The following is an 18,119-nucleotide window of genomic DNA, read 5'->3' as shown; positions in this document are numbered from 1 at the left end:
TCGGCGGCCTGGCCTGGACAGGGCCCCCCGGGCCGGGTGGGCCCCAGGCGGCGGGCCGGGCAGTGTCGGCCAGGGCGCTCAATGTCTGACGCAGCTACATCGGCCCGGCCAGTTCCAGACGTGCCGGGACAACTGCAGATCGCGGTGTCCGCCCGACAGCCGGCAGGCATACACGCCAGTGAGGGTGATGTCTGGGAGTCATCACAATGACTCCCAGACATCACGCTCACTAGGGACATGGCCTGCCCTGGAGCCACGCCGACGCCAGGCGGGCCAGCCGACGCCAGGCGGGGCCAGCCGACGCCGGGCGGGCCAGCCGACGCCAGGCGGGCCTAGCTGCACCGGGCCGGAATCGAGCCGAACCGGAGCCGACGCCAGACCAGGCCGAGCCGGGCCAGGCCGAGCCGGGCCAGGCCTGGAGGAGGCGATGGGGAGCCGCCGCAACGAGGGCGAGCAGTAGGAGTGACAGTGGGCTGGACATGCCGACGGGCGCCGCTCCCGGTGTCCCGGGGGCGGCGCCCGTCGTACTGCTGAGCTTGAGCGTCAGTGCCTGTCGACGTCGCTCGCGGTGTCCTCGCGGTAGCTGGCTCCGCCATCCGACTCGCTGGTGAGCGGCTTGGCGCCACCCTCCGGCGGGCCGGCCAGGCTCTGGCCCGCGGCCAGTTCCGGGAACTTCGCGTCGAACGCGGGGCGCTCGGAGCGGATCCGCGGCATCCGGTCGAAGTTGCGCAGCGGCGGCGGGCTGCTGGTCGCCCACTCGAGCGAGTTGCCGTGACCCCAGGGGTCGTTCACCTCGACCACCGGGCCGGTCTTGTACGACTTCCAGCAGTTGTAGATGAACGGCAGCGTGGAGATACCGGTGATGAACGCGCCGATCGTGGAGATCATGTTCAGCGTGGTGAAACCGTCGCTGGGCAGGTAGTCGGCGTACCGGCGGGGCATGCCCTCGTTGCCGAGCCAGTGCTGCACCAGGAACGTGGTGTGGAACCCGATCATGGTGAGCCAGAAGTGCACCTTGCCCAGGCGCTCGTCGAGCATCCGGCCGAACATCTTCGGGAACCAGAAGTAGATGCCGGCGAAGACCGCGAACACGATAGTGCCGAAGAGCACGTAGTGGAAGTGCGCCACCACGAAGTACGAGTCCGACACGTGGAAGTCGATCGGCGGGCTGGCCAGCAGCACACCGGTGAGACCACCGAAGAGGAAGGTGACCAGGAAGCCGACCGACCAGAGCATGGGCGTCTCGAAGCTGATCTGGCCCCGCCACATGGTGCCGATCCAGTTGAAGAACTTCATACCGGTCGGCACGGCGATCAGGTAGCTGAGGAAGCTGAAGAACGGCAGCAGCACCTGACCGGTCGCGAACATGTGGTGCGCCCAGACGCTCATCGACAGCGCGGCGATGGAGATGGTGGCGGCCACCAGGCCCTTGTAGCCGAAGATCGGCTTGCGGGAGAAGACCGGGATGATCTCGCTGATGATGCCGAAGAACGGCAACGCGACGATGTAGACCTCGGGGTGCCCGAAGAACCAGAACAGGTGCTGCCAGAGCATCGGCCCGCCGGTTGCCGGGTCGTACACGTGGGCACCGAGCATGCGGTCCGCGGCGAGCGCGAAGAGCGCGGCGGCCAGCAGCGGGAAGACCAGGATCACCAGGAGGCTGGTGACCAGGATGTTCCACGTGAAGATCGGCATCCGGAACATGGTCATACCGGGCGCGCGCAGGGTCAGCACCGTGGTGATCATGTTCACGGCGCCGAGGATCGTGCCCAGACCGGAGATGGCCAGACCCATGATCCACATGTTGGCGCCGACGCCGGGCGAGTGCTCGACGCTGCTCAGCGGCGCGTACGCGAACCAGCCGAAGTCGGCGGCCCCACCCGGGGTGATGAATCCGGCGGTCGCCATCGTTCCACCGAACAGGTACAGCCAGTAGGCGAAGCTGTTCAGCCGGGGGAAGGAGACGTCGGGCGCGCCGATCTGGATCGGCACGATGTAGTTCGCGAAGGCGAACACGATCGGCGTCGCGAAGAACAGCAACATGATCGTGCCGTGCATCGTGAAGAGCTGGTTGTACTGCTCGGGCGACAGGAACTGCAGCCCGGGTCGGGCCAGCTCAGCCCGCATGATCAGGGCCATCAGGCCACCGATCATGAAGAACGCGAACGCGGTGATCATGTACATGATCCCGATCTGCTTCGCGTCCGTGGTTCGCAGCAGCCGCGCGATGGCCGACCCCTTGACCGGCTCCCGGACCGGCCAGGGCCGGGTCACGACCGGCTTGGGTGCGACGGTGGTCACGAGTGGCCTCCGGTTCTCGGTTGTCCCGCTCGGCACACGCTGGTTATCGGCGGGCCGTCATCCGCAAGGAGGATAGTCCCCGGCAGGTCGCAGCGCCGCGTGGGGTGGCGTGACACGATCTACAACGGGCCTACAGCGGACCGAGCAGGAGCCGGTAGTGCTCCCCGAAGATCCGGTCGCCGCGTCCGCGCAGCAGCGGGTCGCGCAGCGCGGGCGGCACGTCCCTGGTCCGGTTGCGGTCCCGGGTCCGGTCCCGCACCCATCGGGTACGCGGGCGGCGGCGGCTTTCGTACGCCACGAGCGCCGCCTCCACGCTGTTGGCGGCGCGCAGCGACTCGGCCAGCACCACGGCGTCCTCCAACGCCATCGCCGCGCCCTGCGACAGCGTGGGCGCGGTGGCGTGCGCGGCGTCGCCGACCAGCAGGACGCGCCCCCGGTGCCACCGACCCAACTCCACCTCGTCGGTGATCCCGACGTGCACCTCGTCGAGCGCTGCCAGCACCTCGGGCACCGGGCCGCGGTAGTCGGCGAAGAGGTCCCGCAGCCGGGCCAGCGGGTCGGCGGGTTCCTCGGTGCTGGCCTCGTCGGCGTAGAGGTGCAGTCGCCCGCCACCGATCGGCACCATCAGGAAGCCGGAGCGCTGCCCGAGCAACGCGGTCCACTCGGTGACCGGTGGGCCGTCGCGCAGGACGGCCCGGTAGACCACCTGCCCCACCGGCCGCGGCGGCCCACCGAGCGCGGCCAGCGCACGGACCGAGGAGCGTGGCCCGTCGGCACCGATGACCAGGTCGTACTCGGTGGTGGTGCCGTCGGTGAAGGTGACGCCGACCGCGCCCGGGAGCAGGTCCAGGGTGCGGACCTCGGCGCCGTGCCGGACCGCGCCGCCGGCACCACTGAGCAGCACCCGGTGCAGGTCGGCCCGGGGTAGCGCCCGGCACTCGCCGACGCCGGCCCAGAGGGCGTCGAGGTCGACCTCGCAGAGTTGCGCGCCGGCGGCGTCGAAGAACCGCTGCCGGCGGATCACCTGCCCGATCGGCCGGACCGGGTCGTGCAGGTCGAGCCGGTGTAGTGCGCGGGCGGCGTTGCCGGGCAGGTAGAGACCGCTCTCGGTGGACTCTCCCGGTGGCAGCTTGTCGGTCACGTCGGGCCGGAAGCCCGCCAGGCGCAGCGCCCGGGCTACGGCCAGGCCGGCGATGCCCGCGCCGACGACGAGGATGCGCAGGGGGGAGCCACCCATGGTGGTGTACGCCTCCGGAGGGGGAGCGGCACGCGTTGGAGGCAACACGCTACTCGGAGCGATCGGCGCACACCAGGCCCAATCGGCCCGCACCCCATCGCTCGTCGGCGACCCGCGCCGCTTGGCCGGCCGTCCGTCGCCGGCCGTAAGGCGGGGGCGCGGCAATCCTCACAATTCACCAGTTCAACGCGGACGGTTGCGCGTCAGTTTCAGACATGTAAATGTGTCGTTGAGCGTGGGAGCGCTCCCGCACTGCCCCCACCACATCCGGCGCCCGGCACGCGCCGAGTCAAGGAGCGTCATGAAACGTCAACTTCGGGCCCTGGCCGCCGCCGGGTTGCTGGTCGCCAGTTCACTGGTGGCCGTGGCCCTCGGCGGCAACGCCTCCGCCGACACCCAGATCTGCGAACAGTACGGCTCCGCCGTCATTCAGGGCCGGTACGTGGTGCAGAACAACCGTTGGGGCACCACCGCCCAGCAGTGCATCAACGTCACCAGCAACGGCTTCGAGATCACCACTCTGAACGGCAGCAGCCCCACCAACGGGGCGCCGACGGCGTACCCCTCGGTGTTCTTCGGTTGTCACTACACCAACTGCTCCCCCGGCACGAACCTGCCGATCCAGGTGAGCCAGATCAGCAGCGCCACCAGCAGCATCTCCTACCGCTACGTCAGCGGCGCCACCTACAACGCGTCGTACGACATCTGGCTGGACCCGTCGCCGAAGCGGGACGGGGTGAACCAGATGGAGATCATGATCTGGCTCAACCGGCAGGGTCCGATCCAGCCCATCGGCTCGGTGGTCGGCACGACGAACCTGGCCGGCCGCACCTGGGAGGTCTGGCGGGGCAGCAACGGCTCCAACAACGTCATCTCCTACGTCGCGCAGTCGGCGATCTCCAGCCTGAACTTCAGCGTGCTGGACTTCATCAACGACACCCGCAACCGGGGCGCGATCACCAACTCCTGGTACCTGACCAGCATCCAGGCCGGCTTCGAGCCGTGGCAGGGCGGTGTCGGTCTGGCCGTGACGTCGTTCTCGGCCAACGTCAACGGCGGCGGCAACCCCACCACTCCGCCGCCGACCACCCCGCCGCCGGGCGGTGGCGCGAGCTGCGCGGTGAAGTACACGGCGAACTCGTGGAACAACGGTTTCACCGCCGACGTGCAGATCACCAACACCGGGTCCAGCGCGATCAATGGTTGGACGCTGAACTACACCCTGCCCGGCGGCCAGCAGGTCACCAACGCCTGGAACGCCACGGTCAGCCAGAGCGGGTCGGCGGTGACCGCCCGCAACGTCGGCCACAACGGGTCGGTCGCACCCGGTGGCACGGCCAGCTTCGGCTACCAGGGCACCCTGAGCGGGTCGTACTCGTCACCGACCAGCTTCTCGCTCAACGGGGCGAACTGCTCCCGCTCCTGACCTGACGGTGGGGGCGTGACCATCCGGTCGCGCCCCCACCGCTCACGAGATCCACTCGGGCTCCTTGGAGTCGGGGCAATCCTCGCGCGTGGGACACCCCGACTTCCTGAAAGCCGAGTCGATCAAACCGAGGCGGGGCCCGCGTCAGGGTCAGACGCGGGTGAGACGTACGGCGTCGGCGATGACCAGGCCGCTGGTGTTGCTCCACCGGCTCACGCCGACCCGGTTGGCGTCCCCGGCGGGCAGTGTGAACGTGCCGAGGACGCGCCACTGCCCACCGGTGGCCCGTTGGTCGACGCGGACGGTCTGGTTGCCGCTGCTGGTGGCGACGATGTACGGGGCGGCGCTGTTGTAGCCCGAGTTCGCCGGCCACCAGGCCTCGACCCGGTAGCTGCCGGTCGCCGGTACGTTGAACCGGTACCAGGCGACATCGCTGACGGCGACCGGCTCGGCGTAGCGGTAGTCGGCACCGTAGCGCTGACCGGAGTACGAGGACACGCCCCAGTTGGCGCTGGCGGTGAACCGACCGCTGGTGGTGTTGTCCACCGTGGAGGACCATGTCGTGCCGCCGCCGGCCATTCTCGCCGCCACGTCCGCGCGCATGACGTTCAGGTCGATGAAGGACGGGTCGATCTTGCCGGTGGTGCTGGTTTCCCGGTGGCCCCGGGCGTAGCTGCTGTTCCGGCCGAGGCGGGTGAGCACGGCGGCGGTGGCGGCGATCGACGCGTTGTACTGCGCGGCCGTCATCTCCTGGTTGACACCGTTGTAGTCGATCTCCCACCCGATCATGAGGGTGTTGCCGTCCCCGGCCGGGATCGGTCCGCTGCCGCCGCTGACCCCGGCGTGGTTGCAGCGGCCGGCCGAGATGACGTGGAAGACACCGTGGTAGTCGACCAACGCCTGGCACAGCGGCCCCGGCAGGTCGGACCGGCCGTTGATGCAGATGCCGAGAGCCGGGTGCGGGTTGCTGGCGCTGGAGGTCGAGGCGGTGTGGTGCCAGAGCACCCCGATGGGGTCGAAGGAGCCGGGTCGCATCCGGTTGAGCCAGTCACCCTCGACCACGACCTGGACCCCGGCGGCGCGCAGTACGTCCACCAGCCAGGGGATCGTCGCCATCAGGCGTCCGGAAGCAGGTCGGCGAGGCATTCGGCCTTCGGCGCGGCGCTCGCCGCGGCGGGTCGGGCGACGACGGTCAGCGCGGCTACGACCAGGGCGGGGACACCGAGCAGCCCTCGGCGGCGCAGACGAATGGATGGTGATCGGGCCATGGCGATCCTCCAGCGACGGCGGGTACGAACGGATCGACGAACGTGATGACGGGCACGCTATACCGTCACGTACGTCGATGTCGATACCCTTCAATGCCGGCTCAGCCGCTGAAGGAATCCGCCGATTCAGCCCTCGCCGAGCGCGTCGATGTCGCGCATCTCCTCCGCCGTGAGCGAGAAGTGGAAGACGTCGAAGTTGGCGGTGATCCGCTCCGGCGTCACCGACTTCGGAATCGCCACGATCTCGTGGTCGATGTGCCAACGCAGCACCACCTGCGCCGGGGAGACGCCGTGCGCGGCGGCGATCCTGACCAGCACCGGGTCGCTGAGGTCACTGGTCTTGAACGGGCTGTACCCCTCCAGCACCACACCCCGGTCCCGGTGCTCAGCGTGCCGCTGCCGGTCGTACAGCGCCGGGCTCCACTCGATCTGGTTGACCGCCGGGTTCTCCTCGGTGGACTGGATCAGCTCGTCGATCTGCGGGGTGCTGTAGTTGCTGACGCCGATGGCCCGGGTGAGGTTCTCGTCCCGGGCGGCGATCAGCTCACGCCAGAGCGGGATGCTGTCCGCCGGCGACCTCGGCGGCCAGTGGATCAGCCAGAGGTCCAGGTGGTCGACGCCGAGCGCCTCCAGGCTGGCCTCCAGCGTGGCGCGCTCCTGCCCCACCTGGTTGGGCGGCAGCTTCGTGGTGATGAAGACGTCCTCCCGGCGCAGCCCGCTCTCCCGCAGCGCCCGGCCGACCTCCCGCTCGTTGCCGTAGACGGTCGCCGTGTCGAGGTGCCGGTAGCCGGTGTCGAGCGCTGCCAGCACGGCGTCGTAACCGGTCTGGCCGGTGGCCTGCCAGGTGCCGAAGCCGAGCAGGGGCATCCGCACGTCACCGGGGAGCAGGGCGGTGGGCTGGTCGGTGAGGTCCATGACGTCCGTTCTACCCCGCCACGCCCCCAACCGGCGAGTGAACCGGACACTAGGGCGTCAACGTGCCGTACGCGCAACGCCGCCAGCTGCTCGATGGGCTGGCCTTGGCCGGTGCGCACTGGCAGACTCCGCCGTGGTTCCCCGGCGCGGCCGACACTGGGCCTCGACGCGGTCTGACGGCGAGGAGCGACGTGTACCTGACCCACCTGGACTGCCCGCGGTGCGGCACGGAGTACGCCGCCGACCGGTTACAGAACCTCTGCGAGTGCGGGTCGCCGCTGGTCGCCCGCTACGACCTGTCAGCCGTGGCGAAGGCGGTCACCCCGGAACGGTTTCCGCTGCGCCCCGCCGATCTGTGGCGCTACCGGGAACTGCTGCCGGTCGCCGACCCCCGGCACGTCACCACGTTGGGCGAGGGCTGGACGCCCCTGCTGCGCGCCCCGGCGTACGGCGACGAGATCGGCATCGCGGACCTGATGGTCAAGGACGAGGGGCTGATCCCGACCGGCTCGTTCAAGGCCCGGGGCGCGGCGGTCGGGGTGAGTCGGGCCCGCGAACTGGGCGTCGAGTGGATCGCGATGCCCACCAACGGCAACGCCGGGTCGGCCTGGGCCACGTACGCCGCGCGGGCCGGGATGGGCGCGACCATCGTCATGCCGTTGGGTGCGCCGAGCATCTGCCGGCGCGAGTGCGTCGCCGCCGGCGCCGACCTGCGCCTGATCGACGGTCTGATCGGCGACGCCGGTCGGCGGGTGGCCGAGCTGATCGCGGAGTCGAACGGGGCGATCTTCGACGCCGGCACGCTGCGCGAGCCCTACCGGCTGGAGGGCAAGAAGACGATGGGGTACGAGATCGTCGAGCAGCTCGGCTGGCAGGCACCGGACGTGATCATCTACCCGACCGGCGGCGGTGTCGGTCTGATCGGTATCCACAAGGCGCTGCACGAGCTGCGCGAGCTGGGCTGGATCGGCGACAAGCTGCCCCGGCTGGTGGCGGTGCAGTCCACCGGCTGTGCGCCGATCGTGCGGGCGTTCGCCGCCGGCGAGAGTCGGGCGCAACCGTGGGCGGACGCGCACACTGTGGCGTTCGGCATCACCGTGCCGGCCCCGCTGGGCGACGAGCTGATCCTGGCGGCGCTGCGGGAGTCCGCCGGCACGGCCGTCGCCGTCGACGACGCGGACATCCTGGCCGACCTGCGGGACTTCGCCGCCCGGGAGGGGTTGCTGCTCTGCCCGGAGGGGGCGGCCTGCCTCACGGCGGCCCGGCAACTGCGTGCCGGCGGGTGGATCCGGGCCGGTGAGCGGGTGGTGGTGCTCAACACCGGCGCCGGGCTGAAGTATCCGGACACCGTCGACGTGTCCGGCGTACCTCTGCTGGTGTGACGTGACGGCATCCCGCGGACCCGGCGGTACGCGGGCCGCTCAATAGCTGTCCGGCTCGCTGATCCGCCAGGCCGCGTTGATCAGCCCGATGTGCGAGAGCGCCTGCGGCATGTTGCCCAGCTGCATCCCGGTGGCCAGGTCGATCTGCTCGCTGAACAGTCCCACGTCGTTCGCGTACCCGACGACACGCTCGAAGGTCGCCTCGGCCCGCTGCGGCTCACCCGTCATCACCAGGCACTCCACCAGCCAGAACGAGCACAGCAGGAAGCCGGCCGGGTCGGCGGTCCAGCGCCGCACCAGGCCGTCCTCGGTGCCCAACTCGCGCTCGACCATTTCGATGGTCGAGCGCATCCGCGGGTCGGTGGCCGGCATGAAGTGCGTGACCGGCAGGGCGAGCACCGAGGCGTCCAGCTCCGCCGACCCGAACGCGCCGGTGAACGCCCCGATCCGGTCGTTCCACCCCTCGCGCAGCACGGCGTCGCGGATCTCGTCGCGCACCTTGGCCCAGCGGCGGGGGTCGGCCTGGTCACCGAGTCGGTCGGCGAGCCCCACCGCCCGGTCCATGGTCAGCCAGCAGGACACCTTGGACGAGAGGTAGTGGCGCTCCTCCTCGCGGGTCTCCCAGATGCCCCGGTCCGGCAGGTGCCACGTCGCGGCCACCTGCTCGGTCAGCCCGAGCACCATCTCCCGCAACTCGACCTCGAACCTCGCCCCGAGGTAGTCGCGCAGCCGCCACACCGCCGACATCACCTCGCCCGGCACGTCGAGCTGCCGCTGCCGCCAGGCGTCGTTGCCGATCCGCACCGGCCGGCTGCCGCGGTATCCGCGCAGGTGGTCGCAGTGATGCTCGGAGAGGTCGCGCTCGCCCTCCAGCCCGAAGAGCACCGGCACGGGCTCATCGCCGAACCGACCGATCGAGCGGGTCGCCCAGGCGAACAGCCGGGATGTCTCCTCCGGGCAGGCCGCCACCCAGAGCGCCCGCATCGTCAACGAGAAGTCCCGTAACCAGGAGTAACGGTAGTCGTAGTTCCGGTCGCCACCGATCCGCTCCGGCAGCGAGGAGGTCAGCGCGGCGGCCACCGCACCACTGCGCGCGTACGTGAGGCCGGTCAGGACCGTCGCGCTGTGTTTGACGAGTTCGGGGTAGCGGCCGGAGTACCCGTGCGACTCCCGGAACGCCTGCCACGCCTGCGTCGTCTCCGCGAGGGCGGCCAGCGGGTCCAGCCGGGCCGGCGGGGTGCCGTACGCCTCACCGAACGCGACGTCCATCCCGATCACCTGACCGGCGGAGACCTCGAACTCGTGGGTCACCCGGTCGAGGCCCGCCCGCAGGTGCAGACCTCCGGCGTGCAACACCAGCACCACCGGGCCGGCGCCGGCCAGCACCCCGCCGTCCGGCTGATCGTGCAGATACGGCGTGAGCAGGCCATACTCCGGGCGGGGCGCGAAGTCCAGCGCCATCCGCACCCGCCCGGACAACCCCTCGACCACCCGGATCAGCACGGCGGGTGAGTTCTTGCCCAACTCGTGAGCACGGGCACCGACCTCGGCGGCGAGGGCATCGACGACCGCCACACTGCCGTGCGGCGTGTGGTGCACCGTCCGCAGCACCAGCGAGTCCGGTAGGTACGCGCGTTCCACCCGGTAACCCGGGCCGCCGACCCCGACCGGCGCCAGCCGGAAGTGGCCAGCTCCCGGGTCGAGTAGCCGCGCGAACACGGCCGACCCGTCGAACCGGTGCGGGCACCACCAGTCGATGGAACCGTCCTTGCCGACCAGGGCACCCGAACGGGAGTCCGAGAGGAACCCGTAGTCGGAGATCGGCGGCTGCTGCTCCACCCGCCGCGGGTACCCGCATCAGGCCGGATCAGACCGGACGACTCACTCGGTCGGTGGCTCGTCCTCGCCGGCCGCCTCGGCCGCGTCGGCCTCCTCCTTGGTCTTGTGCACGGCCTGGTCGGCGTGCTCCGGCGGGCCGTAGACCGTGTACAGCACCAGCGGGTTGGGGCCGGTGTTGACGAAGTTGTGCTTGGTACCCGCGGGCACCACGACCAGGTCGCCCGCCGCGACCTTCCGCTTCGCGCCGGCAACCCGGGCCTCGCCGACGCCGCTGACGAAGGTCAGGATCTGGTCGATGCCCTCGTGCACCTCCTCGCCGATCTCCCCATCTGGCGGGATGGTCATGATGACCAGCTGGGTGTGCTCACCGGTCCACAGCACCCGCCGGAAGTCCGGGCTCTTCTCGGCGACGGTCGCGATAGTGAAATGCTCCATGTCCACGCTCATACCCCGTCCGGCGGTGCGTCACGCCGGGACTCGCAGATGGTGGAATTGCCCACTGTCAGAGGGTTTGGATTCGCGCGGACCGGGGATCGAGAGCACGGACCGGCACGAAGGGCCGGTCGAGCCAGGTCCCCGCTGGCGTACCGCCGAACGGCTGCGACGGTGGGAGACGGCCAGAGCGCGGCGACGTTCCGACCACGGTCGAGCGGCGCCGTGCGCTCGTTCGACCACCCGTGCGCTCGTTCGACTCAGCGGTGCAGCCAGCCGAGCAGGTCGGGCGGGGCCAGCGCGGCGACCCGTTGCTGATAGCGGGACCGCGCGGCCTCGTCCAGCAGGTCGCGTCCCTGACCCGAGCCTCCTCGGCGAAAGAAGGCCTGGCGGTCACGCAGCACGCCGAGCGTGTCCGGTGCGAGCCGGTCGGCGCGCTCCCGCATGCGACCGAAGGTGGCCGCCTCGGTGAGCTCGGGCCAGCGGGCCGCGGGGACCGCGATGCCCCACCGGTCGGCGAGCCTGCGCATCTCACCGCCCAGATCGGCCAGCAGATCGTCGTAGTGCACCAACTCGACGTTCGGCTCGTGCCGGCGGGCCCACGCGTCATTCAGGTGCATCAGCACCCCGGGCAGCGAATCCAGCTCGGAGCGGGGGTCCACCTCCCGGTCGACCCAGCTCACCAGCCACTCCCGCAGCGGAGGCCGCTGGCGTGGCGGCCCGGCCGGGGCGGGTTGGCCGGTCAGCTCGGCCAGCCGCTCCCGGTCCAGGTTGGCGGCCTGGTGGTAGAGGGAGACCGCCATGTCCAGTGGGTGCCGGGCCACCACCACGTAGTGCACCCGAGGGTCGAGCGGCACCCCGTCCAGCGGTGTGTGGGTCTTGATGAACCGGCGGTGTGGCTGGGCGGCCAGCCGGTCGTACACCGTGGCCTGCGGCTCGCCCAACCAGTCCAGCCAGGGCGACAACACGGTCAGCGGCGCCGGCAGCTCCGGGGTGCCCAGCACCAGGAGTGCGCAGATCATCTGCATCCAGGTGGTGCCGCTCTTGGACCGGGTGCTGATCACGATATCGCCGTCGCGGAACGGGAAACCGGTCCACCGTGCGCTGTCCTCGTCGTCGGATCGGTAACGGTGAACTGGCGTGGGCACCGGTGGATGCTAGTCGCCGAACCGACAGTCGAGCAGCCGAATTCCGACTTACATCCCTGTGACATATGCGCATGCCTGGCTAGATTGAAGTATGGTGCCCGCCCACGGGGGCCGGGCGGCAACCGTCTACCGCCCCATCCTCGCCAACCGACGCGGCGAGCTTGAGGCCCTGAGCCACCTCGATCCCGCGTACGCCGCACTGGTCGCCCCGATCCTGGAGATCGGCGCGATCGACCGCTCCATAATGGACACTCTTCGCCGACTGCCGTCCGGGCTGCTGCCCGCCATCGACGTCAGCGCCCTGCCCGACATCCCCGAGGCGGAGCTGACCCGCTGGGGCGTACCCGTGGTGCCGGTCATCGGGCTCTCCGAGAGCGACCACCGGCTGGTCGCGCACGGCGCGGCGGCGCGGGCGTACGGCCGCCGCGCGCTCATCCGGCTGCGCGCCGCCCGGGACCGGGCCGGGCCGGACGCGAGCACCACCGCCGTGGAACGGATCTGGCGATTCACCGACCTCGCCCCGGAGGAGTGTGACCTGCTGGTGGACGCTGGGGACGTGTGCTGCCCGGCGGACGTGCGGACCGCCGAGCCCCGGATCCGCCACCTGCTGGACTGGGCACACCGACACGCCTGGCGGTCGGTGACGGTGGCGGCGGGCGGCATGCCGCCGACGCTGTCCCGGTTGCCCACCGACGAACCGGTCCAGCTGGACCGTTGGGACTGGCAGCTGTGGCGACGACTGGCCGACGCCGGGGTCGATTACGGCGACTACGGCGTCCACCCGGCCCTGCCGGGCACCGGTGACCCCGGCGACCGGTTGCCGACCGTGCGCTACACCGACGACGGCAGTTGGTGGGTCTACCGCTGGGCGCGACGCGGTGGCCGGGGCGACGACCGGTTCGCCGACCTGTGTCGCACGCTGGTGTCGGCACCACACTGGCCACCCACCGGAGCGGCCTTCTCCTGGGGTGATCATGAGTTGTTGCGCCGGGCCCGCAGGGGAGCCGGCGCCGGCTCGGCCGCCAACTGGGCGGCCTGGAGCACCTCGCACCACCTGGCCCACGTGCTGAACACCCTGCTGCACCCGGCCGGCGACGGTACGCCGAGGTGGCACCCCGGGCAGGGGCCGCCGCAGCGCGGCCGATCGCTGCGCTGACGCCGGGTCTACTGCTTCTCGGTGAAGCCGAACTGGATGATGCCCTCGTCGTCGACGGTGGCGTCCACCGACGCGTCACCGAGCAACTCGGCGGCGTCCTCGTCCAGGAAGATCCGGGCACCCTGGTTGTCGACCACCCGATCGCCCTGCACCGGCTCGGGCACCAGCTCGACGGTGAGCGAACCGGCCTCGGTGTCGGCCGCGATCCGGACCCCGCCGTCCTGGGCGACGTCCTGCTGATTGGCGAGGTCACGAATGACGAGCACGGCGTTATCGGTCATGGTGAGCATGAATGGAACTCCTCGTGGATTCTCGGCTCGCGGTCGGATACCGCACGGACCGGACAGTCGGCCCGCGTACGAGCACACGCGGGAGGCGACAGAGGGGCGAACGGTCGTCGCCGTCGCGTCGAATCGGGGCAGCTGACGGCCCCGTCACTCCCACCGTGCCCGCTGGCCGGCCATCCGTCAAATAGAGCCGGATCAGTGGAGAGCGGGGGCCGGGGCCAGCCAGGCGCGAATCTCGTTGACCGCCGCGCGGCCGGCCCGGTTGGCCCCGATCGTGCTGGCCGAGGGGCCGTACCCGACCAGATGAACCCGCGCGTCGGCGACCACCCGGGTGCCATCCATCGTGATACCCCCGCCCGGCGCGCGCAGGCCCAGCGGGGCGAGATGGTCGATGGCGGCCCGGAAGCCGGTGCACCAGAGGATCACGTCCGCCGGCACGAACCGCCCGTCCGCCCAGGCCACCCCGTCGGGTGTGATCCGGTCGAACACGGGTAGCCGGTCGAGGACACCGCGCTCGCGCAGTCGGCGTACCTCGGGGGTGACCGGCAGTCCGGTCACGCCCACCACGCTTCCCGGCGGCCGGCCGGCCCGGACCGCCTCGTCCACCCGGGCCACCGCCGCGCGACCCAGTTCCGGGCCGAACTCCTCGTCGTTGAACGACGGCGGTCGGCGGGTGACCCAGGTGGTGGCCGCGGCGACGGTGGAGATCTCGCCGAGCAGTTGCACGGCCGAGGTGCCGCCGCCGACCACCACCACGCGAAGGCCGGCGAACTCGGCCGGGCCCCGATAGTCGGCGGTGTGCAGCTGCCGTCGGCGAAACGTCGACCGGCCCGGGTAGTGCGGCCAGAACGGTCGCGTCCAGGTGCCGGTGGCGTTGATCAGCGCCCGTGCGGTCCAGGTGCCCCGGTCGGTGTGCACCTCCAGCCGTCCGTCGGGGCGGGAACGCACAGCCCGGACCCGCACCGGCCGCCGCACCGGCAGGTCGAAGGTCTTCTCGTACGCGGCGAAATAGGCGCTGACCTGCTCGGACGCCGGGCGTTGTGGATCGGCGGGCGGGAGCGGCAGCCCAGGTAGGTCGTGGAAGCCGTGCACCCGGTCGAAGACCAGCGTCGGCCAGCGGTGCTGCCAGGCGCCACCGGGCCCGTTATCGGCGTCGAGGATGACGAAGCCGCTGCCGGGGGCGAAGCCGGTGCGGCGCAGGTGATAGCCGGCGCTCAGGCCGGCCTGGCCGGCGCCGATCACCACGACGTCCGCGGAGAGGGTGTCCACACGGGGTACAACAGCCCGGATGTCGTCACTGTGCCCGTCCTCGGCGGTCACGCCGATCACAGCCCGCCATTCCGGCTTCGGCCACCTGACCTGCGCCTACGCTGAGCGAATGAGCGACTTCCGTCGGTACGCGGCCGAACTCCTCGGCACCCTGCTGCTGGTGTTCTTCGGCGTGGGCAGCGCGGTCGCCGCACGGGTCCAGGGTGGCGTGGTCGTGGTGGCGCTGGCCTTCGGGTTCGTGATGGTGGCCCTCGTCTACACGATCGGCCCACTCTCGGGCAGCCACGTCAACCCTGCGGTGACGCTCGGTGTGCTGCTCTCCGGAAAGATCTCGGTGCTCGGGGCGGTGGCGTACTGGGTCGCGCAGTTCGTCGGCGCGACCGTCGCGGCCTTCGTGCTCTGGGCACTCACCCGTTGGGGTGACGTCGCGGACCAGACCGGGGCGCTGGGCACGAACGGCTACGGCGCGCACATCAACCGGGGCGGCGCTGCCGTGCTGGAAGTCGTGCTGACCTTCCTCTTCGTGCTGGTCGTGCTGGTGGTGACCAGTCGGAGCGAGAATCCGGGCACCGCCGGGCTGGCCATCGGGTTGGCGCTCGCCGCGACCCAACTGGTGGGTGTGACGCTGACCGGCGCGGCGGTGAACCCGGCCCGCGCGTTCGGTCCGGCGGTCTTCGAGGGCGGTGTGGCCCTGCGGCAGCTCTGGGTGTTCATCGTCTTCCCGCTGCTCGGCGGGGCGCTTGCCGCGCTGGTCGCACCGATGGTGATGGGGGCGCAGCGGCACTACTGGGGAGGTCACGAGAAATCGGTCGGCGGGCCGAAGTAGCCCATACGGCAATATCTTTCGCCCGAGGACCTTCTCCGGCGAATATCTCCGTGGCAGCATCAGCACATGCATCGCCGTCACTTTCCCCGGGCCCTCGCGCTGCTCGCGCTGGTCGCCACCGCGGCCACCGTCGGCGCGCCCGGCGCCACGGCCGAGTCGCCCACCCCCGCGACGACCCAGCTACGCGCCACCATCGACACGATCCTCGCCGACAGCCGGCTGGCCGGCGCGCAGGCGTCGGTGGTCGTGGTCGACACCAGCACCGGGCAGACGCTCTACGACCGCAACGGTGACCGCCGGCTGATTCCGGCGTCCAACACCAAGCTGCTGACCTCGACGGCGGCCCTTGAGCTGCTCGGCCCGGGCCACCGCTTCACCACCGACGTACGCACCAGCGGCAAGCGCCGCGCGGGCCTGCTCTCCGGCAACCTCTACCTGCACGGCGGAGGCGACCCGACCATGCTCGCCGCCGACTACGACGCACTCGCCGCGCAGGTCGCCGCCGACGGCGTGCGGGTGGTCACCGGAAACCTGGTCGCCGACGACACCCGCTACGACCGCACCCGGCTCGGCCCCGACTGGACCTGGGACGACGAGCCCTACTACTACGCCGCCCAGGTCTCCGCGCTGACCGTCGCCCCGGACACCGACTACGACGCGGGCACCGTGATCGTGCACGCCGCGCCGGCCGACCGGGCCGGCGCCCCTCCGGTGGTGACCACCACCCCCGCCACCGGATACGTCCGGGTCGACAACCGCGCCGAAACGGTCAGCGACGGCGAAACCGCGATCTCGATCGAGCGCGAGCACGGCAGCAACACCGTCGTGGTGACCGGTCAGATCGCCGTCGGCGACGAACCCGCCAGCGACTGGGTGACCGTCTGGGAACCCACCGGCTACGCCGCCGACGTGTTCCGGGCGGCGCTGCACCGACACGGCGTCAGGGTGCTCGGCCGGACCGTGCTCGGTCAGCCCACCCCGGAGACGGCCCACCCGGTGGCACGACACGACTCGATGAGCCTGAGCGAACTGATGACGCCGTTCCTCAAGTTGTCCAACAACGGGCACGCCGAGGTGTTGACCAAGGAGATCGGTCGGGTGCTCTCCGGCTCGGGCACGTGGACGGCCGGGCTCACCGCGATCAGCGAGTACGTCGCCGACACCGGAATGGACACCGGGAGACTGCGCCAGCGGGACGGCTCGGGGCTGTCCCGGCGCAACCTCGTCCCGGCGACGGAGTTCGTCGACCTGCTGAGCGCCGTCCGCGCCGAACCGTGGTTCGCGACCTGGTACGCGGCGCTGCCGATCGCCGGCCAGCCCGAGCGGTTCGTCGGCGGCACCCTGCGCAGCCGGATGGCCGGCACGCCGGCGGCGGGCAACGTGCACGCCAAGACCGGCAGCCTGACCGGTGTCTCCGGCCTCTCCGGCTACGTCACCAGCGCCGATGGTCGACTGCTGGCGTTCTCCATCCTGCTGAACAACTATCTGACGGCGTCGGTGAAGCCGCTGGAGGACCAGATCGCCGTGGCGCTGGCCGGCTTCCGCGAGGGTCGTGCGTCGACGGCGCGGGTGGCACGACCGGGGGTGCCCGAGACGCCGCGTACCCCGGAGGGCGTCGAGTGCTCCTGGGTCAAACCGATCACCTGCTGAGCGGCGGCCGGGAGGCGCGAACACGCCTCCCGGCCCGGCGAGCGCTCAGGCCGGACGGACCGGTGGGGGGACCACCGCCGTCGGGTCGCCACGCTCGATGAGCGCGGCGATCTCAGCGGCCCGCAACCCGCGCAGCGCCAGCACCCGGGTGCCCCAACGGTGCAGGCGGCACGGGTGCGGGCTGGCATCGTTGCGGCAGACCACACCCCCGGACCACCGTCGGGGGGCGTGTACCACCACCGCCCGTACGGCGAACTGGGTGTCCTCGCCCGTCACGTACGGCGGCAGGGGAATGTCGCGAAGAACCTCCCCGGACGCTTCACCGGTGCCGGACGAAGCGGCACGACGGACGCGGTGGGCGGTGCTGCTACTCATCTCCGCTGCCTCCACACTGGATGGTCGGATGGGGACAGCAGAAAGTTACGACGCATTCGACAGTGCGCGACGGACAAACTGTCCCGCCGCCGGCCGCGCAACGATCGGTCAGTCAGTCAGCGCACCGTGACGGCCTGGATGCCGACGTTGCCGCAGTGCTGCGTGAAGACCTTCTCCACGGTCCAGTCCAGCAGCAGTCGAGCGCCCTTTGGCAGGGTGAAGCGGATGGTGAACTGGGCGCTCTGACTGGTGTAGGGGTCTTCCAGTCGCGCGGTGCTGGCGGGCCCGCCGGTGGACAGCCGTGCTTCCAGTCGCCCCCGAGCCATCCAGATGCCGCCGTAGAGCTGGACCGTGCGCGGCTCGCCGCTGCCGGCGACGGCGAGACTGAACCCGTTCCCGGCACCGCAGGTGTAGACACCGTTGGAGGTGCCGTTCGTCGACCGCTCCGGCGTGCCGTCGGACCAGCGCACGTACTCCTGGTTGCCGTCCCAGCCGACCCGCCGGCCAGCGCCTCCCCCGTCGATGATCTCGCCAGACCCGGAGCGCTTACGGACCGTCGACCTGCCGTCGCGCTCCCCCCAGTGCACCCAGTCCCGGGCGCCCACGGC

At 71.0% G+C, this 18,119-nt stretch carries 16 protein-coding genes and 1 pseudogene; 5 read left to right on the top strand and 12 right to left on the bottom strand.

The genetic code is table 11. The annotated features are described in order from the left end of the window. Positions 1-543: 543 nt before the first annotated feature. Both ctaD and DLJ59_RS05780 read right to left on the bottom strand, forming a co-directional pair. Positions 544-2,301: an aa3-type cytochrome oxidase subunit I gene (gene ctaD, locus DLJ59_RS05785; protein WP_124771466.1), complete on the bottom strand. Its 1,758-nt coding sequence runs from the start codon at positions 2,299-2,301 to the stop codon at positions 544-546. Between the two features lie 130 nt (positions 2,302-2,431). Then, on the bottom strand, positions 2,432-3,538 hold the full coding sequence (locus tag DLJ59_RS05780; RefSeq protein WP_124771465.1) for an FAD-dependent monooxygenase: 1,107 nt from the start codon (positions 3,536-3,538) through the stop codon (positions 2,432-2,434). A gap of 301 nt (positions 3,539-3,839) precedes the next feature. On the opposite strand from DLJ59_RS05780, the gene DLJ59_RS05775 reads away from it, so the two are divergent. Further along, the gene (locus tag DLJ59_RS05775) at positions 3,840-4,964 is read left to right on the top strand and encodes a glycoside hydrolase family 12 protein (RefSeq protein ID WP_124771464.1); all 1,125 of its coding nucleotides are present in this window, start codon (positions 3,840-3,842) and stop codon (positions 4,962-4,964) included. Between the two features lie 150 nt (positions 4,965-5,114). Here the strand turns inward: DLJ59_RS05775 and DLJ59_RS05770 are convergent, their stop codons facing one another. The 3 genes from DLJ59_RS05770 to DLJ59_RS05765 all read right to left on the bottom strand — a co-directional run bounded on the left by DLJ59_RS05770 (position 5,115) and on the right by DLJ59_RS05765 (position 7,147). After that, positions 5,115-6,080, bottom strand: a complete 966-nt coding sequence (locus DLJ59_RS05770) for a golvesin C-terminal-like domain-containing protein (RefSeq protein WP_124771463.1) — start codon at positions 6,078-6,080, stop codon at positions 5,115-5,117. Next, positions 6,080-6,232 (bottom strand): hypothetical protein, encoded by a 153-nt coding sequence (locus tag DLJ59_RS36550; RefSeq protein ID WP_167493819.1) that lies wholly within the window; start codon positions 6,230-6,232, stop codon positions 6,080-6,082. Before DLJ59_RS36550 ends, DLJ59_RS05770 begins: the two co-directional genes overlap by 1 nt. Before the next feature lie 126 nt (positions 6,233-6,358). Continuing rightward, positions 6,359-7,147, bottom strand: a complete 789-nt coding sequence (locus DLJ59_RS05765) for an aldo/keto reductase (protein WP_124771462.1) — start codon at positions 7,145-7,147, stop codon at positions 6,359-6,361. Positions 7,148-7,338: 191 nt separating this feature from the next. Here DLJ59_RS05765 and DLJ59_RS05760 point away from each other — a divergent pair, with 191 nt between their 5' ends. Continuing rightward, positions 7,339-8,529 (top strand): threonine synthase, encoded by a 1,191-nt coding sequence (locus DLJ59_RS05760; protein ID WP_124771469.1) that lies wholly within the window; start codon positions 7,339-7,341, stop codon positions 8,527-8,529. Positions 8,530-8,568: 39 nt separating this feature from the next. On the opposite strand, the gene DLJ59_RS05755 is transcribed toward DLJ59_RS05760, so the two are convergent. From DLJ59_RS05755 to DLJ59_RS05745, 3 genes are all read right to left on the bottom strand, one after another. Then, positions 8,569-10,368 (bottom strand): glycoside hydrolase family 15 protein, encoded by a 1,800-nt coding sequence (locus DLJ59_RS05755; protein WP_124771461.1) that lies wholly within the window; start codon positions 10,366-10,368, stop codon positions 8,569-8,571. A 42-nt stretch (positions 10,369-10,410) separates the two neighbouring features. Beyond that, entirely contained in the window at positions 10,411-10,803 is a 393-nt protein-coding gene (locus DLJ59_RS05750; protein WP_036411381.1) for a cupin domain-containing protein, read from the bottom strand. Between the two features lie 257 nt (positions 10,804-11,060). Beyond that, a complete protein-coding gene (locus tag DLJ59_RS05745; protein WP_124771460.1) occupies positions 11,061-11,948 on the bottom strand; it encodes a sulfotransferase domain-containing protein in 888 nt (295 codons plus the stop codon). Positions 11,949-12,039: 91 nt separating this feature from the next. Between DLJ59_RS05745 and DLJ59_RS05740 the strand changes: the two genes are divergently transcribed. After that, positions 12,040-13,104 carry a beta family protein gene (locus DLJ59_RS05740; protein WP_208648566.1) on the top strand — a complete coding sequence of 355 codons (1,065 nt, stop codon included), beginning with the start codon at positions 12,040-12,042 and terminating at the stop codon, positions 13,102-13,104. Between the two features lie 8 nt (positions 13,105-13,112). Here the strand turns inward: DLJ59_RS05740 and DLJ59_RS05735 are convergent, their stop codons facing one another. Together DLJ59_RS05735 and DLJ59_RS05730 are read right to left on the bottom strand one after the other, a co-directional pair. Continuing rightward, the gene (locus DLJ59_RS05735) at positions 13,113-13,394 is read right to left on the bottom strand and encodes an adhesin (protein WP_091393621.1); all 282 of its coding nucleotides are present in this window, start codon (positions 13,392-13,394) and stop codon (positions 13,113-13,115) included. A gap of 192 nt (positions 13,395-13,586) precedes the next feature. Continuing rightward, on the bottom strand, positions 13,587-14,711 hold the full coding sequence (locus DLJ59_RS05730) for an NAD(P)-binding domain-containing protein (RefSeq protein ID WP_244235838.1): 1,125 nt from the start codon (positions 14,709-14,711) through the stop codon (positions 13,587-13,589). Positions 14,712-14,769: 58 nt separating this feature from the next. Here DLJ59_RS05730 and DLJ59_RS05725 point away from each other — a divergent pair, with 58 nt between their 5' ends. Together DLJ59_RS05725 and dacB are read left to right on the top strand one after the other, a co-directional pair. Further along, positions 14,770-15,486 carry an MIP/aquaporin family protein gene (locus DLJ59_RS05725; protein WP_124771459.1) on the top strand — a complete coding sequence of 239 codons (717 nt, stop codon included), beginning with the start codon at positions 14,770-14,772 and terminating at the stop codon, positions 15,484-15,486. 66 nt (positions 15,487-15,552) lie between these two features. Beyond that, entirely contained in the window at positions 15,553-17,136 is a 1,584-nt protein-coding gene (gene dacB / locus DLJ59_RS05720) for a D-alanyl-D-alanine carboxypeptidase/D-alanyl-D-alanine endopeptidase (protein WP_124771458.1), read from the top strand. A 45-nt stretch (positions 17,137-17,181) separates the two neighbouring features. Here the strand turns inward: dacB and DLJ59_RS05715 are convergent, their stop codons facing one another. Both DLJ59_RS05715 and DLJ59_RS05710 read right to left on the bottom strand, forming a co-directional pair. Beyond that, entirely contained in the window at positions 17,182-17,511 is a 330-nt protein-coding gene (locus DLJ59_RS05715) for a hypothetical protein (protein ID WP_124771457.1), read from the bottom strand. 116 nt (positions 17,512-17,627) lie between these two features. Further along, positions 17,628-18,119: pseudogene (locus DLJ59_RS05710) on the bottom strand (hypothetical protein); the annotation flags it as partial.

The organism is Micromonospora inaquosa, assembly GCF_003857055.1.
Lineage (GTDB): Bacteria > Actinomycetota > Actinomycetes > Mycobacteriales > Micromonosporaceae > Micromonospora > Micromonospora inaquosa.
The sequence above is the reverse complement of the archived record's forward strand: the minus strand, read 5'-3'. Positions and strand labels throughout refer to the sequence as shown.